Here is a 19366-nt window from a genome sequence, read left to right as displayed (position 1 = left end):
ATCAACATCCTGCCCTTCGCTCAGCCGCCTGCGGTTGATCATGCGTGCTACAAATTCTGCGCAACAGAGCGCGTGTTCTGCTCGCCCGGTGCCGCGACGGAATCGTTCCAGAGACGCCGGCGAGATGAAGCGGCCAAGGATGGCCGCGCAACACCGCAAAAGCTATCGGCGCAATCGAGGCGGCCGGGCCCAAGGTGAGGACCGGGCGCGCGACTCTCGCCGGTTGGATCCGCTTCACGTACTTGATTTTGCCAGCCGAGCGCGGCGACCAGGAGCTTTGATCCCCTGCTTAGCCGGGCCGTATGTTGACTCGCGATTTCAGGAGGCACGATCGGCCCTGCTGGAAAGGATGCGGCGAATCTTTTGCTATTAGCGATTTTTGGGGCCTGAACAATCGATCGCGGGGCAAATACGTGCGCCGCAGCACAAGTCCGCCGGCGATCAAAGAGAGCCCGAGCTGGTTCTGAGCGGCAAGAAGAAGGCCATGGAGGGTCTCAACGGCGCCCAGCCGGCGCGGTCGCGGAGCATGCACTCGACATCTTTACTGCGAGCGCACCAAATATGTGCGTGGCCGCGATTACCGGACAAGGATCGCCGATATAAAGCCTATTGGCTTTCTGTGTCTTGCCGGCCGAGCACCAGCAGAGAACCACAATCCGAGCGAGAGCATCCGCCGCGGTACGGCACACGAACATGCGAGCCAGGAACCGTTGTCGGCCACCAACCGTATTAGATTGTGCAAGCTGAGCAAGCGTGAGACGTTGGGATGACCGAAGAGCCACAATCAGTTGCCGAGATCATCGCGGCGTCAGAGTGCCGACAGTATTTGAGCCCGTCCCAAACAGGCAAAAACGATGCCGCCTGCTCGGCTTCGTCACCAGTCGCGATTGCGGCGAAATGACTGAGCTGAGATCGCACTCCGGTTAGTCTCTAAGCACGTCAGCTTGTCGACAGCTGATCCTAATAGAGTGAGACAGTGACACGATTGGATCGGCATTGCGAGCCGACTCAAACCACCGGAGAGTCGACATGGACCCTTTTAACCGCATCAACCCACTCGACCGTGACCACGCCGCGGCACCGCAACAGCAGCAAGCGGAGTTTGAGCCTTACTTGGATGAAGTGCCCCAGCTTGATACCTCGACAATCGCAGAGAATCCCGTTTTTCATGATCCCTACTACCCTCATCTGTCTGAAGAAGGCCTTAGACTGGCCCAGGCATTGGGACTTGAGCACCAGAGCACGGACCGTCCTCATCCCGAACACGCAGTCACCAGACGCGAGGACGCCGCTGCGCAGCATCGCGCGCCGCAGGGTGGGCCGGAGGAACTGACTGCGCAAGGTCACGATCAGGATCCGTGGCAAGAGCCGATACGCGAAGCGATCCTAGCATCGTCTCTCAACCGGCCAGCCCCGGGTGGTCTGGCACCGGATCCCGAAGAAGCCGTTCGTTACTTCAGCTGGAGCGGCGCCTACCGGCCGGCTGCAAACGAGCTAGCCTCGGTCGCTTCCAGCTCAGGTCACGAAGTCGTTGTGGATGAGGATTACACCGGCCAACCTACGAAGAGGCAGAGGACACTAAGCCTGGCGGAAGAAAATGCCACTGCGCGCCAGCGCACCGAGCCCGGCAATTCAACCGGTCGCGAGTTAATTGAAGACGCCGGCGCACCGCTTCTGGCCAGCAGCCGGTTCGTCCTTCCTGAGGAAGTCTACGATCAGGATCTGCTGTGGGCCATGGTGGATAACGCTCGCCCATCGTCATCTCTCGAACCAAACGAGGGTCATCACCAAGCCCTGGACTCAGAAGCGGCCGTTGGTCCGTTCAACGCGCAGCACGGCGACCAGCACGCGTCCGCTGCGCACGAGCGCAGCAACGTCCCGCCGAGCCAGGACAGCCGACCTACCAGTTTTATCGTTCACAATGACCGTTACACGGCGCTGTTCGTGCCTGCGGGGGCGATGAGGCGAAGCACCCCACTCAATCCGCCAGGCTCAACCATTCAATTCGGATCTCGACCGGAAAACGTTCTGCCGCCCAGCCTGCAGCCAACGGATCGAACCGCCCGATCGCTTTTTGGACGGTCGATTGAGCAAGCCGCTCCGGCGTCCTCCAGGGCTCAGAGGACGTACCCCGCGGCCCGCGAGATTTACGCTGCATCATTCTCCGTTCCCGAGACTTTTTTGCACGGCACCCAACCCGCGCCGGACACGATGCGGGCGAAACTCGGCCAGTGGGGCCTTCTGCCGGACGAAGCGCATCCGACAAAACAATACGACATTCATGGTGAGCGCTACACCGCCCTTTTCGGACCCGGAGGCTCCGATGACCTTCGGCTCATCCATCACCCACGAATGTAGACGCCGAGGGACATCTCAAACGCATGGAGCCCGTCCAGATAGTTCCGGAATTGGACTTGTTATTGGACCATAGCTTGCTCCGGCTGCTCCTGCGAGGTTGGCGCGGTTCTGGGCAGCACAGATGTCCGCTGCTCGCGTCGATGACTTGCCAGCATCATCGCTTAGCAACTCCTCGTTGGGCCGAACTTCTACCTCCGTTTTCTTGCTAACTACGGCGTGATCACGTTGATTGCCTCGAGGCGGTTGTGCAGCGAAATCGGCAGTCGAGTGCCGGCCTCCCGCGCACTTTGCCTGCAATATCTGCTCCACATCCACAGTTGCCTGGGCACGCACTGACGCATTCACCCGCGGGCGGCTCTTGAAGCTGCGATGAAGGGCTTGTCGGCGGCTTGCCGGGCCGCGAGAGCATCGAGCGCGCCGTCGCGCTGGTAACAGGTCATGATCGTGCGACACGAGCTCGCCGCTATAATCGACACGGATCTTTGCTCGGAATGCGACTGACTTGCAGCCCTCCCAGCTCACGGCCTTGTCGCTGGAGGCGATCCGCAGCAGGCGGCCCAATACGCCTGGAGAAGACATAAATTGTGATGGAGGCGCGGATAAACGAGCCTACCAATTCGTGCAGCAGATTTCGCAGCTCACGTCAGTTAGTTTGCTGGGTAGTAACTCCGGGAGACTTCTTCAATGCTGATCGTCGACACAATTTTGAAGCCAGACAGGTTTGGCGGTATTGGACTTTTCTCCGCGACTCGTTTGCCCAAAGGTTCGTTGATCTGGATTCACAACCCAATCGTTGACATCACGGTGACGCCTGAACAATACGAAGCCCTAGCTCCAACATTCCAAGCGCTACTTGATAAGCATGCCTATCCAAGAGACTACAAGGCTTACGATGGTGTTATCGAGTACAATGCTGACAATGCCCGCTTCATGAACCACAGCAGCCGCCCAAACACATACCAAGACGACCGCCGAGTTTTCACAGCCCGTGACGTACAACCCGGTGAAGAACTGACCTGCAATTACTTATTTTTCGATCCACGGTGTGACGTATCGTGGAATGAAGAACCATCCATGAATCTTGATGCCCCAACGGGCTAGGCGACGGTGGATTCAAGTTCGCGGTCTGACGACTTGATCCGTTGGCGAATTACGCCGGCAAGACTTTCGGCAACTCGTTGTGGCCATCGACCGACTCGGCCAATTTTCTAGCTGCCTTACCGAGCAAGAAGATTTGCGAGCGGAGCCTTGTTCGACAGACATCCCTTGGCGCGCAGAGCTCCTTGGCGCACCGTCGCGGGAGCGCTTTCGATGAGGTATCTCCTCGAGGCGGACTTCATTGCATCTCTAGAGCTTACCCAACGCCGGATCTCCGCGGATGTGCCCGTTCTCGCACTGACTTTTGAGTCTTGATCCTCGATATTTCCTGAGATGGCCCGGGCACCGATCCTGATATTACCTTTAGGATAGGCCGATTGTGCCGCTTGATGTCAGAGTAGCAGATGTGCTGTTACAAACGCACTTGATGAGGGCTTATCGCGGCTCGATCTTTGCGCCTCCGATTTAGCTTCGCGCAATGCAGAGAGCATCCGTCCCATCTGGTCACGATCCTACATACTGCCATATCAGGACCTGTTTAGATAAGAGATCAGCGACTATCGTGTGATCGATTTCGTCGGCCGAGGTCCATCCGATCTTGCCGATCAACTATCATTACGCGCTCAAGGATGCCGCGAGGGACGAAAGCCGCAAGACAATGGGCGCGTCGATCCTAAAGCGGTCCGAGCACGACTCCTAGCTTCCTGGCGTACTCACGCTCCCAAAAACTAGGGTCCAGACTCAATTGAGCCAATATGCGACGAGAGCGGCGAGATGAACAGCGGCCAAAAAATTACGGGCGAGCTTGTCATATCGCGTGGCGATGCGCCGGAAGTCCTTGAGCCTGCCAAAGCAGCGTTCGATGACATTTCGTCCTTTGGAGGCGCGTTTGTTGAAGCGATGGATGACGACACGGTTAGATTTATTGGGGATTACGGGCTTGGCGCCACGACGAATGATTGCGCCGCGAAGCTTGTCGCCATCATACCCTTTGTCGGCGAGGAGCACGCTCATGGGTGGCGCGAGCGCCAGGACATCGGGAGCCGCAGCGATATCGGCATCCTGGCCTGGAGTCAGATGCAGGACGACCGGCCGGCAGAGCGGATCGCTCAGCGCATGGATTTTTGTCGTGCGGCCTCCGCGCGAGCGGCCGATTGCTTGATTGTGCTCCCCCCTTTTCCGCCGGAGCCACACCGGTGAGCTTTAATCGAGGTCGAGTCGAGCGACAGTACGACGCCGTCTTCGCCAGGCTTGGCCAGCGCTTCGAAGATTGCGCACCATCGTCCTCGCTTGGCCCAGCGATTGAAGCGATTGTAGATCGTCGTGTAAGGGCCGTATTCACGTGGACAATCACGCCATCGTGCACCCGATTGCAGCATGTGAATGATGCCGCTGACGATGCGTCGGTCGTCGTCCCGATCCGGCCCCGTCAGTCCCCTCGGCAGATGCGGTTCGATACGCGCCCATTGCCTGTCGTTCAGCCAAAACAAACCAGCGCGCATTCTCTCGCCCCCGAATCAACACGTAGGCAAGAGAATCACGTGGCGCTATTTAGGTACAGACCCTAGTACGAGCTGAACTTGCAACGGCCGGCTGGTTGCCATCAGGCAGCTCGCGGAGTGAAAAGAACACTAGGCTTGAAATCTCACGGCTCATCCAAGCTGAACCAGCTTGTGCTCACCGGGCAGACCACAAAGTTCCGGCACATGCACGTGCCTTGGACGCTAGCTCCGCAATGCAGCGAACCTCGACACTCGTTCGTCCGCCTTCCACCCAATGTAGGGAAGTTGACGCGGCACGCTCTTAGTAAGCTCCTGCAGAACAAAGGAATTGCTCCGGCACGCGGCTTGCTACGTTGAGGACGTCATCACCAATCGTCGTGCGGTGATCTTCGGAGCGGCCCCGGCTCGTTATTGGGGGCCTGGTGCTCCGACGATTTGCCGTGCGGCGATACTTAGCGAGCGCGACTACAACTCGGGAAAGTTCAGGGCAATCTTTATGCGATCAAGAGTTCTCTTTTTGGGGGCTGCGACCATGGCGATCGCCACAACGGGTACATCTATGGCGAACCTCGGGCGAGAAGCCCTGCCACCGTCGGTGTGGAACTGGTCCGGAGGCTACATTGGCGGGCATGTAGGCGGCGGGTACGGTCGAACCTCTTTCACCAATCCGTTCGGCCCACCGATCTACGGCGACGTCGTCGATATTCCCTCCTTCGTCGCAGGTGGCCAAATCGGCTACAATTGGCAGAACAATAGTTGGGTGTACGGCCTCGAACTGGATGCCAGCGCAGCTGTCGCGAGCGGCTCAAACACCTGCCTCGCAGCCTCAGACTTGATTGTAAGCGCAAACTGCAACGCAGCTCCGAACCTCTTTGCGACCGGGACCGGTCGCATCGGTTACGCCTTCGGCTCGCTCGGGCAAACGCTTGCCTATCTCAAGGCAGGTGCAGCCTGGCAAAATAATCGAGGCGACATCGTCAACAACTTTGAAGGGGGCGACCTGCCACAGGAGAAAACCCATTTCGACTATGGCCAAGTTGGTGGCGTCATCGGGCTCGGTGTGGAGCAAGCCCTTACGCCTTCATGGTCGGTGAACGTCGAGTATGACTATCTGCATTTTGGCGGGCCGAGCGTCGCGACCGCTTCGACCGCGAAGTTATCTCCGTCTACGATTTTGCCGGCGAGCACGACCAGCCTGTCCAGCAACTATCACATTGGGAAAATTGGTCTGAACTACCACTTTGGTGCGGACCCAGAAGCCGCACCAAAGTCCGATTCGCCGCTGCATGCGAGATCAGCCGGCAGCGTACCACCCATTCCCTACACGTCCGGTTGGTCGTTCGAAGGGGGCTCGCGGCTCTGGCTGAGCCGGGGAAGATTCCAGTGGGATCAAAGCGCAGTCCCGTATGGCTGGCCTGAAGACCCCAGCATACTGATTTCCAGGCTCACTTATCATGCACTGGACGGACTTTCGGGGGAGGTATTCGGCCGTGTCGACAGTCCCTGGGGAGTGTTCTTGAAGAGTAGCCTTGGTATCGGGTTCTTCAACAAAGGGAAATCGAACGATGAAGATTGGCTGCCCCACGAGGGATACCCCTACCTAAATACTCGTTCAGGTGAGTCAAACGGGCGATTTGCATATTACACGGCCGACGCCGGTTACGATGTCCTGCGCAGTACGAACTACAAGATCGGCGGATTTATAGGCTGGGCCTATTACAGCCAGAGCTCAGACTCGAGGGGTTGCGTTCCGCTCACAAATCCGCAGGACTTTTGTCGTATCAAGCCGAGCGACGATAGGATCGTTGGCAGCCAAGATACTCAATGGAATGCGCCTCGAATCGGCTTGAGCGCCGAAACTATGCTGACCGAGCGCTGGCGCCTGAATGCGGACATCGCTTACCTGCCCTGGACCGACTTCAAGGGCCGCGATAATCATCTCTTGCGCAAAAAGACCACCTTTAGTGAGCAACACGGCAATGGTGGCGGCGGCGTCCAGGTTGAAGGCCTTCTGTCCTACTTTGTCACCAACAATATCAGCCTAGGCGTTGGAGGCCGCTATTGGGCCATGTGGACGAAAAAGGAAGCGGACTCCGCGGACTGCGGAAACGGCTGCGGCTCGCTAGGATTTGCGAACTACAGCATGGAACGGTGGGGTACGTTCTTCCAGGCGTCTTACAAGCTCAACTAAGGGCTTCACTGTTACGAGGCTCCAAACTGCAGATGCTTAGGGGCCGTTCTGAAGTTCGCTGATGGCCCCAGTCCTCGGCGCCCATTCGCCGCCGAGGACTATGTCGCGATCACGCCTGTACACCGGCTTGCTTCGATTGCAAACCGCCCGCATGGACAAGGCGAGCGCAACTCCGCTCGCGAACCGGAGCTCGTTTCTGGTGATAAGAGCTCGATCCGTTGACCCGGAATTCGCTCCAAAGCCGATTCCGCGTACCATTGCGAAGGCGCCGACCGACCGGGAAGCCGCGGCCGTTGTCTCATCGCGCGGCGGCCGGAGGCGGACGCAAAGTGCCTGGCGAAAGATCAACGGCTTATTCACCGAGGGGAGAGTTGAACGGCTGGCGGTCTGCAACGGACGAGCCGCTCACAGAGGAATTCAAGCCGTGGGTACACAGCGTCGGTGAGGTTCTGCGCGAGGATCCATCCAGCGCAACGACTCGGGCAGTATTGCTTGGCGAGCTACCCGCCCTTGCATCGCCACGCGAACTCACGCGGGTCATTTCCTTTCATGTAACAGCAGAAGATCACCAGATGGAATGCGAGCCGCGCGTCCTTGCCCCCGATCACCAGACGTGACCAAGGATTCCAGACCGTCCTGATTCCTACACTCCCCGCTATGGCCCGGTCGTCTGCCCCTGCTGGGACCTTCATGAGCAGCATCATCCGACATCAAATTCAGCTTACTGATCGTGTGAAGGGCGAGCGCAAGTTCAGTTTTTGCAATCTGCTCATCGTATTTGCCTGCACTTTGGTGCCACCCCCACGGGCAGATCCTCGGCGCTAGAAGTGAATGCGGCCCAATTGGCTGGGGGAGACTAAAGGCAATCGGCATTCGGCCACTTTTCCTCGCCAGCCAAACACGTAACCGGCGGCAGGGCGCCGAGCCCGTATGGAAGGCGCGCCCCCACGATTCCTAAATTCCGCAGCGGGATCTCTCCTGGGCAATCCTGACCGCGGCGAGCCCCAACATCACGTCGCCGGTGAACCCGAAATGGAGACGATAGAGCCACCAGATTGCGCAGCACCGGTCAAGATCGGACAAGGCTAGCCCGCGCCTAATTGCTGCGAGCATCCGCGCCATGGGCTTCATTCCGTGGATCATGTGGAAGCCTCGGCGTCTCGGGGCCGGCGCTCGCCATTCAATGACTTTCCGGGCGGTGGCGGCTCGCTGTCCGGCGCGTGCACCTGCAATAGATTGGGAGCTGAGATTGATGTTCGCCATGACGTTCTTTTCCGGTTTTTGAGGCTGGTTGCACACGCCTATGTGCATGCGATCTTGCGTGACTCTACGGTGGAGCTACTGCTTGCAGAACGCCCAGATTTGGTAGTGTTAAATTGACACGATTTCCTCGACAAATACGCTCACGCAATCCCACTGCTACGCAAAGCGACTGCGCCACTTGCGACGGTCCTTGCGGCTAGGCGATCTTTGCTGCCACCTCCTTGAGAATACCTTCGCGTCCGCCAAGACAATCCAGCCTCGCACTTGCAGGGCCTCCGCCGTTTCCAAGCAAGTGCTCAACGGGCACCGGTTTCTGCCCAATTTGCCGAACCCAGCCGACATCGAGCGCTGGCTTGCGGCCGAGCCCCGTTTGCCCTGGTAATTCTCGGTCACCTCGCGAAGCACCGCCCCGAGCAGTTCGGCCGCGGCACACCGTCGTGCAGCGCTCACGGGGATCCCTCAGACGCAAAGCAGCCGAGAAGACGATCATCCCGCGCACGGCTAACAGTGCGGCGCTGGCCGGTGATCCCGGGACCGGGGCGCGGCGGCGTGCCTTGGGCACTCCGCGACGCACCCCGGTTCTTCCGATCCCGCGCGCAATGGTGCAACCTCGGACTGGCCCACAGCCGGAGCTGTATCGGTCAAGCGCCAGCAACATCCTCGAGTGAAGCAACACGGCGACAATATTGCCGGCCGGATGACAGGTCGGCACCACGCAGACGAATGGCCAGGATGACCGTGCATCTCGAGCGCTGCCAGCGGGCCCGATGATGCGTACCCGCTGGCGGCTCGAACAATCCACTGCTAAGCGATGAACCGTCTATCCAGGTAAGGACAACCAAAGTGACCGCACGACTCAGACCCAGCGCGATCGGCTCACCGTCAAGTTGGTCTCATACCCGCGTAAGCTTAACGAATCCTCCTTCGGCTAGTTCGGCTTTGTAGGCCCGTCCGTTAAGATGGATGGTCGTGGGGCTATTGGCGGTCGGCATGAAACCTTCTTCGCGCAGCTTGTCTATGAGGGCAGGTGTGGCCCATTGCTGTGGTAGCGGCCTTCCATAGCGTCGGTTCTCCGCGAAGAAGGCTCCGAAGTCCGGTACCCCCGCCCGGCCGGCCCCAAGCACTTGGTCTTCCGCAGGGTTATGAACAAGAAGAACGCGATTACACTCATCCAAACCGGCCGTGTAGCGGTGACCCTGGATTTCATAGGTCATTGTCGGCTGGTCCGAGTCTGGCAAGAGACCCCGGTGGAACAGCCTATCGACCATCGAGTCAGGGGCGATTTGCGAACCGTGTAAAAATCTCTGGGGAGCGGCGAAGGAGACATCTACCGCTTCCTCAGGTGCGGCAGACGATGATGGTCCAGCTTCATTCATGATCTCGCTGAACAAATCATGATCTTCCTGTGTCCAGACGTGCGCTGTCGGTGATTCTGGTGAACGGGCATTATCGATCGGGCTTGGAGCCATAAAGCCCTCCTTTTTGTTAAGAGACCAAAGGCCTCTAGAATATCTCCCAGAGGGAATGAGCTGAAGTTCGTCACGAATTCCGGCATGGGCAGCTTCGTCATCAAGAGGCCAAGTTCGAGTGTTAGAGAGGCTGGCTTTCGAGAAGCTGACAAAGGTCGAAGAAGAAAGACAAACTCGCGGCTGCATCTACCACGTCTGATGCGATCATCTCCGATCCTGAACTCATTCCACCTCAACTCGCGGTCGGCGCGCAGCTCTGCGTCCTGCATCGTTTCATCTGACGGAAAGCTCGTTAGGAGGTCAGGCGACGCTGACCGCAGCCAGCCCCAGTCCCATACCGAACATGTGCATTTCGATCTCTGTCCGCGACCAGTTGTTCTGGCCTGCACTTGAGCCTATGCTTGGTCCGATAAGCAGAATGACCGCGATAGCCGGGCCAACGCGAGAACAGACGAGAGCGCGATCTGAGAGTCCGGCAAGAGCGGAGCGATCTGTTCACCTGATTAAATGAAGAAAGAAATCGCTCAGACGCAAAGCAGCCCAGACGATCATCCCGCGCACGGCTAAAGGTGCGGCGCTGGCCGATGATCTCGGGACTGCGGCTGCCGCTGCGTTTAATGCGCACTCCGCGATGTCCCCAGTGCGTCCGATCCTGCGCGCCATGATGCAACGTCGGACAGGCCGTCAGCCGGAGCTACATCGGCCAAGCTGAGATTTTCATCGTCAGATGAGGCAATACGATCCGCCAACTTTATCCGGCTGCTATTGATGCTACGCGTCATGCAGATGGCGCTCGCGCCTTGTTGTTGGAAAAGAGGATTCACTCGTGTCCTGATTAAGACAAATCGTTGTAATTGTTGGCGAAGCCGCCGCTGAAATGGCCGTCTTCCTCTAAGCGTCCGCTGGCGAAGAAGCGTAGCCGTTTCTTGCTTGCCCGCCCGGGCACACAAACGCTAGCTTCTGCGTGTGGCGCTATCGATTAGCCTTAGCAGCTCTCCACATGGTTGACCAAGATGGGCGACTCTGAAGCTCGCGCTCACCTAACGACTTGAGATCGGCATTCGTCGGTGTTGCGGCCGAACAGCTGGGCCTTCTCACGTCCTGGACGACGCGCTCGCTCGGGCGATAGCCAAGATGCAAGCGAGCGGCGCGGAACGCATGACGGCCTCGGTCCTGATGGTCGCCAGACCCAAGCGGCTCGGGGGAAAGCGGTTTGCCCGTCCGCTGGCGATCCGGCCGCGACGGAAAGTGGAGCACTGGTGAATGGTGATCTTGCTCGCGCGCAAGAGACCGCCTCGGGCGCGTTGATTGGCAGCATCGTCTAGGCGATGACGCAGCCCCGACTGGCTGTTTAAGGAGCGGACGCAACGCGTGACGCTGAGGTGGCTCGCGTCCTCGTCGATCATGTTCGGCGCCAGCCAGTCTTGTCGCAAACCCGCCACAGCAACGTAATGTCTGCGGCGCCCGACAACTGCACCAGGTTCTCATATTTCTCTTACCGTAAGCGACGTTCGCGTCCCACTCGCAAAGGTTTGGCGTGGGGATTGCAGTCTGTTGATCAACGTGTTTGCAAATCGCTGGCGGGGGGTATGGAGGCGGCAACGACGGAGAATTACGAGGTGCGGCCGAACGACCAGGGCAGGAGCTCGTCGATCCGGGACTGCGGGTGACCGGTTGCGATCGCTTTGAGCGTCGCTTTCATCCAGACGTAGGGCTCCACGCTGTTGATTTTGCAGGTGGCGATGAGCGAAGCTATGCGCGCCCATGAACGACCACCTTCGTCGTGACCAGCAAATGAACTATTTTTACGCGTCAGAGTCAGCGGCCTGATTTGATTTTCGACGGGATTGGTGTCCATCTCAACGCAACCATCGTCGAGAAACAAGGTGAGGCCATCCCAATGGTTCAGGAGATAGGCGATCGCCTTGCCCATCTCGCTGCCCGGCGACAGGCGAGCGGCTTGCTCGCGCAGAAACCTCTCGAGTTCAGCGACGAGCGGCCGTGATCGCTCGTTACGGGTCGTTTGCCGAGCCGGGGCGTCGGCGCCACGGATCTCCTTCTCGATCGCATAGAGTGCGGCGATGCGCGCGAGAACGGCTTCGGCGATGGGTGAGCCGGCTTTCGGAGTCGCTGCGATGATCTTGCGCCTTGAGTGGGACCAACATGCGGCCAGCCGCAGCGGCACGCCGCCTTTGCGCTTGGGCCGTGCGAGCCGATGATAGCCCTGGTATCCGTCGACCTGAAGGATGCCGTCGAAGCCCTCGAGGATGCGCTCAGCAGCTTCCAGTTCAGCCCTTCAAACAGCGCTTCGAACTGCACGCGCGTCAGATGCATGACGCCGTCGCTGATCTGCGGCCACTCGAAACGACCATCGCGGCCAAGGCGCTTGTAGACCAAAACGAGGCCCGTGCCGTCCCATAGCAAAATCTTCAGCCGGTCGGCGCGCTTCGAACGAAAAACCACGATCAGGCCCGAATGCGGATCGAGCCCAAGCGTGTTTTGCACAAGACCGGCCAGCGCGTCGTGCCCGCACCGGAAGTCAACAGGACGCACAGCAAGCACAATCCGCAGTCCCTGCGCCGGAATGATCATGCGCCGCGCTCGATCGCAGTCACGATCTCCGCGATCCGCACCGCCGACACGTCCGCATCCAGGCGGACCGAAACCTTGCCAATCGTAATCTCGACGGGCCCTCGCTCTTGCCTGACGCCACTGGATCGCTCAGCTCGATCGACACGAAATCCGCCGCGTCGTCCGTGACCAATGCGAGCCGGCCAGCACGCGCCAATCTGCGCCACGTCGTCAACTGCTGGGCCTTCACACCATAACGCCGTGCGACATCACATACCCGGGCGTCGGGCTTCATGCTCTCGAAAACAGCGCGCCCCTTGATCTCCGCAGACCATAACCGGCATCCAGAACGCGTCCGGCGCGTAAGCTTCCCCACAAAGCCATCAGCTTCGGCTTCCTCCCCCGATTGTTCCATCGCCTTCAGTCTCCTCTCGGCTCTCTGACAAGCCAAGGATCGCAGAGCGAAAGCCGAAGCGAAACCAGTCAATCAAATGGGAGAAAAGCTCCGCTTACCTCTTACCGGCCAGGCCTGGGATCAGACCAGAAGTCAAATCGGCCCAGAAAGGCAGGCATTCTTATTGCAGACGTTACCGTGAGGTTTGTAGCGACGCGCTTCAGGCTACATGTGGACAGGCGCAATGGCCGTGAAGGACGAGTTCGGGCAAGCGGACTGCAACTTTGCGCGACCGGTGTCTGGTGGAAATGTTCGGGCCAGGGTTCGCGCTCCAGATCAGGTTGAGGATGGCGAGGCAATTAACTCGAGAGAGGCTGGAGCCGGTCCCCAGTCCGGCAGACGAAGGCTTAACGCGCCGGGCGGTGTTGGGCGCCACCATCGGCAATATGCTCGAATTCTACGACTTCGGCACCTATAGCTTTTTCGCAATACAGATCGGTCAGGCGTTCTTCCCGGCAACCGACCAGTTCGCCAGCCTCATGCTGTCACTCGGAACCTTCGGCGCGGGTTTTGTGACCAGGCCAATCGGGTCCATCGTGCTCGGCTCCTATTCGGATCGGGTTGGCCGCCGGCCTGCCATGACCGCCAGCTTTGCTATGATGAGCGTCGCGGTCCTATTATTGGCCATTACGCCATCGTACGAGACAATAGGATTTGCCGCTCCGTTGCTAGCCATCTTCGCACGCTTGCTGCAGGGCTTTGCTCTCGGAGGCGAAGTCGGTCCAACGACAGCCTACTTGATGGAAGCGGCACCAGCCAAAGCCCGCGGTCTTGCTGTCTCCTTTCAGCCCGCGAGCCAACAGGTCGCTGCGACGGCTGGAGCGTTGGTTGGAGAAATACTCTCGCTCACCATGACAAGTGAGGCGCTCAATGCATACGGATGGCGGATCGCGCTGTTGCTCGGCGCCGTTACTTTGCCGTTCGGACTTTGGCTGCGGAGCGTCCTACCCGAAACGTTTCTCCGCCCGGAGGCGCCGGTTCTGGTCACCCGGCCTGTAAGGCGATCGCCCGCCGCTCGCCGCATCATGAGCTTGGGATTCGTCATCTTGGCCAGCTGCACGATCACTACTTACGTTACGGGATATATGACCACCTACGCCTTGAACACCCTCCACGTATCCGCGCCTCTCGCCTTCGGCGCCACGCTCATCAGCAATATGGCAGGCATTGCTGCGGCGCTGTTGGGCGGCCTGCTCGCCGACCGCGCAGGCCGCCGGCGCATCATGATATGGCCGCAGGCAGCTGCGTTGCTGATGATCTATCCGGTATTCTTGTGGATTGCAGAGAGCCGCAGCGCCTTCGCACTTTTAGGAGGCCTCGGCACGCTCACCCTTATCGGAACGGTTCCGTATAGCGCCTTCTACGTAAGCATGGCCGAGAGTTTGCCCAGGAACATTCGTGGTGGCGCCTTCGGGACGACTTACGCTTTTGCCATAGGCATTTTCGGAGGCACAGCTCAACTGGTCGTCACATGGCTGATCTACTTGACCGGGAGCGCACTCGCGCCCGCCTGGTACATGCTTTTCGCGAGCGCGGCCGGGCTCTTTGCCATGGTGATGATGCCGGAGACGGCGCCACTCAATTTCGAGCGAAACCATAGACGAACATCTGTAACGGCACGATCGCCGCCCTAGTAGCTTAGCCGAACAGGTAAGGATGACATCTGTGACGTCCGAAATGCGAACATCGAGCAGGAGCACGGTATGGGGCTAGCCCGAACAGCAATCTATCCTGAAAACTGGCGCAGCTTGACATCGTGAAGGAGTTCCGGCCGTAACGGCAGCGTCGCGGTCTGAAACGGCTTTCTCCGTTTACCCAACGTTCGCCGATGCTGCAGTTGAGCGATCGGGCTGCCGTCACCCGCCGGCTGGAGTGAGCAATGACTCTGATCATCTTTAGAGAACAAGAAGGCGCGGCTCGCACCATCCGCCAGCGTAAACGAACGGCATAAGGATGCGGCCGCTGACGGAGCAGCGGCCGCACGAGGCTCGATCCTCATTCTCTGCTTGATTGTTTTCCGTCGTCAGTGCAGCACGCACGCGGGATCGGTCAAGCAAAAAAACAGATCGCAGATACCATTCAATGGGTCATCGGCGCACTGAGGATACGATGTATCGGCTACCTGCACGCTGGAGGTGAGCGGTTGCGCGGCAACTTCTGCAGCAAATGGAGGTACCGCCGCGGTCGCAAGTGCGAGGGCGCTCGCCGTCACCAAAACTGACTTCTTCATTGGGAGATCGCTTCCCTAGGTTAGCCCCAGCCGTGGTGACGGTCTATATGACGACGCTACAATCGGTAAAATTGATTTTCTTGATCAGATCTATCGACCGAATGGATAAGTTCGGCCATCACCGCATCGCTCCGTCTACCCGCTCGGAACCTGTAGACCTACTTATGATCGGATGCTCGTCGCACCTCCGTCGATGCATTTCTCGGAGCACCCGACTAGGGTCTGTTTGGATTCAGGATTGAACTTCCCAGCCGGAACGATTCAAACTCAATCCGCTGCAGAAATGCCGGGGCCAAACACCTAGTTTTCCGTTAATTTCTCGGCGTCAGCTTACGGACAGCTAAGCTGCTTATCTGCGGAGTCAGGTCTAACGACCTGAAACACAATGCAACCGGCATAGGAGTGTGGTCGTCATGGACGATCGAGTTAACAATATGTCGCATGTTCCATCCTACGATGAGTATCATTACGCTAGCCCGTCTTATTCGTAAAGGACCGGCTCATGCGTCGGCTTTGTCAGCTTTCTGTCAGCTCGTCCAAATAGTAGCTCGTTGTGATGAGAACCAATTACAACAACTGGCCCTCCGACGGGCAAAGTGTGGACCAGCAGCGCGATGCGCTGGCCGGCACTTCTGGCGCAGATGGTGCTGCTTTTACGGCCGCTTTAGCTGCTGGACCAGCGTCTTCCGCTTTTGACAAGAGGACAGGTGTGTCAGTCCGCCTACACAGAGTAAGTAGCAATATTGGCAACGCCCAAAGTGTTTCTTTGTTTACTGATGCCAATGAACGCAATAAGGTGGGAGCGATGACCGTGGCGCCGGGGCGCAACAGTTTGCGAATTCTCAGCATAGAAAATCTCGGCCGGTCGAGGTACAAAGGGGTCGGGACGGCTATGATTGAAGTCGCCGATCATACTAGGCAGTCCGCGGGCCTTTCCAAGCTATCCCTTCTCTCTCAAGATGAAGGAGCTTCAGCATTTTTCTACAAGAAGGGATTCCGGTTTGCGGACGAGGGCAAGAATGCGGAAATGCGGACTGTCATTTCCAATCCACGATACGTCTCAGATGAAATTCTTATGGGCGAGATGGAGCGCTAGCCCGTCTTATTCGTAAGAGTGCGCCTGAGGGCTGGCGAGCGTGGTGTAAAGCGCTGATGCGGCGTAGGATTCGGTTGCGAAGCCACCCCATCACCTTAAACCACGCCCGCCATGACCGATGATACGATTCTGCCATCCTCGTTTCCAGCCGTTCACGCCAAGAAAGTCACAGCTGCCTTCGATGGCGGTCGATCCACGTCTACGACACGGATAAGAGCCGGCCCGTGGCCGTCGTGCTGCGGCCCGGCAAGACGCCGGGCGGCGTCGAGGTGCGTGCCCATCTGCGCCGCCTGGTACGGCATATCCGCACGCGATGGCACAACACGCAAATTACGTTCCGTGGCGACGGGCACTATGCCCGGCCGGAGGCAATGGCGTGGTGCGAGACCAACGGCATCGACTACATCTTCGGTCTGTCCGGCACCAAGCCTCTCGCCAGAAAAGTCGACGAGGTCGCCGACGACATCCGCACCCGACGCGCCATCGAGAACCTGCCGGTTCTGCGTGGCTATACCGAGACCCGCCACAAGGCAAAGTCCTGGGATCGCGAACGGCGCACTGTCGCCCGTATTGAGGCGGCGATGCTCGGCCTCGACATCCGTTTCGTCGTCACCAGCCTCGATGTCGGCTCGGCCGAGTGGATCTACGACAGCCTGTATTGCGCGCGCGGCCAAGCCGAGAATCTGACAAGCTGCATAAGTCACAGCTCGCCTCCGACCGCACCAGCTGCCGTTCGGCGCTCGCCAACCAGGTCCGTCTCGTGCTCCATACGGCCGCTTATTGGCTGATGCTGACCGTGCGCGAGGCCATTCCCAAAGTCCGGGAATTGGCCGCTGCCGAGTTCGCGACGCTGCGTCTTCGGCTCTTGAAAATCGCTGCCCGTGTGGTCGAGACCACGAGCCGCATTCGCCTTGCGTTCGCCGCGGCCTGTCCGGAAGCCGACCTGATCCGCTGCTTGCCAGGTGCGCTGCTGCCGCTCGGTCCTTGACCGGCGGGGCGTCCGCCCCCCGTTCGCCCAACCTATACCTCAAGCGCGTTGCAAAGTACGGGTCGTCAGGCGGTGAAAAGCCGAAGGCAATCCTGTGCGCCTCGTCAGACAAGATGTTCGGCCGCATCAATCGGGCCCCAAAGCCGCACTCTCACGAATAGGACGGGCTAGCATTGTTAGGAGGTTTGTGCATGTGCACATGATGCGCGCCGACTCGAACGACGGCCAGGCGCGGAGACGTGACCATAGGAGACGTCCGTGAAATCTTGGACGGACTTCGCTGCAGGCTCTCCGATTGATCGATATCGTACAGATTCGTCGCACTCTCAGGATTGCTGGCTTCTTCAAGAATGCAGGAGCTTTGAATGAAGGATGGGGAATGCCATGGGTGTGCTGGTTTCCGCTCGATCTCGCCCACCGTTCCGATTTGGTGTCGCCCGCCATGCCCAATCGCTTTTCTTAGCTGCGGCTGAAGTTCGTGCATGGTTTCCTCGGCGCGCCCGGTGCTGCTGCTTCTTCCTCGCACGTGCGTCAGGCATTTCCTGGCATTGGACGGGGTCTTCTCGGCATAACGCATTGCAAGCTCGTCAGGCTCCAAGCTCTTCTCAGGCAATTGCAGACGCGACAACCACAAGCAGTTCTGCCCGCAGCAGCCCATTACCCTTGCCGTCCCACCAAGCCTGGTAGGTGCGATCACGGGTCGTTTCGGGGATGATCCGACGCGAGTAAAGGTGCAACAACGGCTACAGCTATCAACTAGGAAATACGAGCGTCGGCCTCCAAAGAACGGAAGCCGGATTTCCTATGGCGACTGGTTTCACCAGCCAGCGGTGGCGAGAACTGTTTCCCGGACGGACTGATGTCACATCAATCGTGGATTTTCAGGTTGCACATCCGCTCGTCGGTAACGCCGGCGATATTCTGCTCGAGCACCAACTAGGGCGAGACGGCGAACGGCCGCTAGTGAACTGGCGTCCTGCCAATGACGAAGCGAGAGCCCGTGCAGAACAACTGGGCTTCGTTCATGTGGATCCCGATGATATGGTACTTGATCCCACCCAGTCCAAACAGTGGAGATATAGGGATGGTGAATGGCAGCGCGCAACCAATTCTTCGATGTATCTCTCCAAAGCGTCGAGCGATGATGAACCTTCATCAGAGCCCGACTCGGATGGAGACTTCATGTGACGTGAGATCTCTACCAATCCATTTGAGGTGGAGCAGAGCGCAGACCAACCGACACCTGCGGCTTACGATCGAGCCTTGGACGGAGCGAAGCCCAAGCCAATTCGGCTCAAGCCGTGAGGTGCACTGTACTGGCGGCGGTTTACGAGAGCTGGTGCCTATAATAGCACAAAAGAAAACCCCGGCTTCCAGCCGGAGTTTTCGACTCCCGCCCGGGCGGGAGGAGCGGATTGCCTATGGCAGGCGCCAGCGTCGTTGTGTCCTCGCCATCAGAATGGCTCGGGATCTTTCCGGGTTGCCTGGGTGAGGAGGGTTTCGTTGGCCGTTTTCTTCGTAGGCGTCTCGAGAAGTGTCGGGCCAACTCATCGAGCAACGAGACCATCCACCCGGGCTCGCCGGCATTGGATGCGAAGATCAAAAAATGGAGCAGATGTCAGGACAACTACCTTGCCTTCGTTCAACTCGCGTCAGTCAGGCTATGGCTGCGCCTTAATGAATCCGCGCCCTAACACTACTTTGGCAGATTGTTAGAATTGGGCTTTTTATTAGGATTCTCATCCTGGCTTGGTTGTGATTCAAGCTTGGGATGGACCGATTCGTTTTGACTGACGCCCAATGGGCGAAGATGGAGCCGCTGTGTCTTGGCAAGCCGGGCGATCCCGGCCGGAGCGGCAAGCTGTTTGTCGAAGCCGCGCTGTGGATTGCCCGCACGGGCAGTCCGTGGCGCGATCTTCCGCGCGCCTTCGGCAACTGGATAACTGCGTACACGCGCTTTCGCGACTGGGCGAAGGCGGGCGTCTGGAAGCGCATGTTTGATGCGGTCTCAGACGAGCCGGACATGGAATATGTCATGGTCTGTAGAAGTTTCGACTTAATCTGACGGCAAGGTTTGAACTGGCAGGGAATGGAGCTGCGGGCGAGCAGGAGCGCTCACCTAAAGGGCGCTCCCGCGCAGCCCGCG

Annotated in this window: 12 protein-coding genes and 3 pseudogenes; 8 read left to right on the top strand and 7 right to left on the bottom strand. The window is 58.7% G+C overall.

All coding sequences use genetic code 11. The features are described 5' to 3' along the window. Nucleotides 1-1029 precede the first annotated feature (1029 nt). Entirely contained in the window at nucleotides 1030-2358 is a 1329-nt protein-coding gene (locus tag ACE10W_RS06100) for a hypothetical protein (RefSeq protein ID WP_011084682.1), read from the top strand. A gap of 684 nt (nucleotides 2359-3042) precedes the next feature. Next, on the top strand, nucleotides 3043-3459 hold the full coding sequence (locus tag ACE10W_RS06095; protein WP_011084680.1) for an SET domain-containing protein: 417 nt from the start codon (nucleotides 3043-3045) through the stop codon (nucleotides 3457-3459). 738 nt (nucleotides 3460-4197) lie between these two features. On the opposite strand, the pseudogene ACE10W_RS06090 reads toward ACE10W_RS06095, so the two are convergent. Continuing rightward, nucleotides 4198-4980, bottom strand: a pseudogene (locus ACE10W_RS06090) (IS5-like element ISBj2 family transposase). Between the two features lie 510 nt (nucleotides 4981-5490). On the opposite strand from ACE10W_RS06090, the gene ACE10W_RS06085 reads away from it, so the two are divergent. Continuing rightward, a complete protein-coding gene (locus ACE10W_RS06085) occupies nucleotides 5491-7149 on the top strand; it encodes an outer membrane beta-barrel protein (protein WP_224517533.1) in 1659 nt (552 codons plus the stop codon). Nucleotides 7150-9305: 2156 nt separating this feature from the next. On the opposite strand, the gene ACE10W_RS06080 is transcribed toward ACE10W_RS06085, so the two are convergent. The 4 genes and pseudogenes from ACE10W_RS06080 to ACE10W_RS06065 form a co-directional block, all read right to left on the bottom strand. After that, on the bottom strand, nucleotides 9306-10067 hold the full coding sequence (locus ACE10W_RS06080) for a hypothetical protein (protein WP_232675272.1): 762 nt from the start codon (nucleotides 10065-10067) through the stop codon (nucleotides 9306-9308). Nucleotides 10068-11493: 1426 nt separating this feature from the next. Further along, the gene (locus tag ACE10W_RS06075) at nucleotides 11494-12129 is read right to left on the bottom strand and encodes an IS66 family transposase (protein WP_231166750.1); all 636 of its coding nucleotides are present in this window, start codon (nucleotides 12127-12129) and stop codon (nucleotides 11494-11496) included. 89 nt (nucleotides 12130-12218) lie between these two features. Continuing rightward, nucleotides 12219-12473: pseudogene (tnpB, locus tag ACE10W_RS06070) on the bottom strand (IS66 family insertion sequence element accessory protein TnpB); the annotation flags it as partial. Between the two features lie 19 nt (nucleotides 12474-12492). Beyond that, entirely contained in the window at nucleotides 12493-12747 is a 255-nt protein-coding gene (locus tag ACE10W_RS06065) for a transposase (RefSeq protein WP_231088534.1), read from the bottom strand. Nucleotides 12748-13193: 446 nt separating this feature from the next. Between ACE10W_RS06065 and ACE10W_RS06060 the strand changes: the two genes are divergently transcribed. Then, entirely contained in the window at nucleotides 13194-14540 is a 1347-nt protein-coding gene (locus ACE10W_RS06060) for a citrate-proton symporter (protein WP_174719444.1), read from the top strand. 389 nt (nucleotides 14541-14929) lie between these two features. Here ACE10W_RS06060 and ACE10W_RS06055 read toward each other — a convergent pair whose 3' ends face one another. After that, nucleotides 14930-15136 carry a hypothetical protein gene (locus ACE10W_RS06055; protein ID WP_011084669.1) on the bottom strand — a complete coding sequence of 69 codons (207 nt, stop codon included), beginning with the start codon at nucleotides 15134-15136 and terminating at the stop codon, nucleotides 14930-14932. 556 nt (nucleotides 15137-15692) lie between these two features. On the opposite strand from ACE10W_RS06055, the gene ACE10W_RS06050 reads away from it, so the two are divergent. Continuing rightward, a complete protein-coding gene (locus ACE10W_RS06050) occupies nucleotides 15693-16232 on the top strand; it encodes a GNAT family N-acetyltransferase (protein ID WP_014498653.1) in 540 nt (179 codons plus the stop codon). A gap of 191 nt (nucleotides 16233-16423) precedes the next feature. Continuing rightward, a pseudogene (locus ACE10W_RS06045) lies at nucleotides 16424-17220 on the top strand (IS1380 family transposase); the annotation flags it as partial. Nucleotides 17221-17371: 151 nt separating this feature from the next. Here the strand turns inward: ACE10W_RS06045 and ACE10W_RS06040 are convergent. Continuing rightward, on the bottom strand, nucleotides 17372-17797 hold the full coding sequence (locus ACE10W_RS06040; RefSeq protein ID WP_223153745.1) for a hypothetical protein: 426 nt from the start codon (nucleotides 17795-17797) through the stop codon (nucleotides 17372-17374). 227 nt (nucleotides 17798-18024) lie between these two features. Here ACE10W_RS06040 and ACE10W_RS06035 point away from each other — a divergent pair, with 227 nt between their 5' ends. Next, nucleotides 18025-18408 carry a hypothetical protein gene (locus ACE10W_RS06035; RefSeq protein WP_011084664.1) on the top strand — a complete coding sequence of 128 codons (384 nt, stop codon included), beginning with the start codon at nucleotides 18025-18027 and terminating at the stop codon, nucleotides 18406-18408. A gap of 583 nt (nucleotides 18409-18991) precedes the next feature. Then, entirely contained in the window at nucleotides 18992-19285 is a 294-nt protein-coding gene (locus tag ACE10W_RS06030) for an IS5 family transposase (protein ID WP_011084662.1), read from the top strand. Nucleotides 19286-19366 lie beyond the last annotated feature (81 nt).

It is taken from the genome of Bradyrhizobium sp. B025 (assembly GCF_042257955.1).
GTDB classification, from domain to species: domain Bacteria; phylum Pseudomonadota; class Alphaproteobacteria; order Rhizobiales; family Xanthobacteraceae; genus Bradyrhizobium; species Bradyrhizobium diazoefficiens.
Note: the sequence above shows the minus strand (reverse complement) of the source record. Positions and strands in the feature narration are given on the sequence as shown.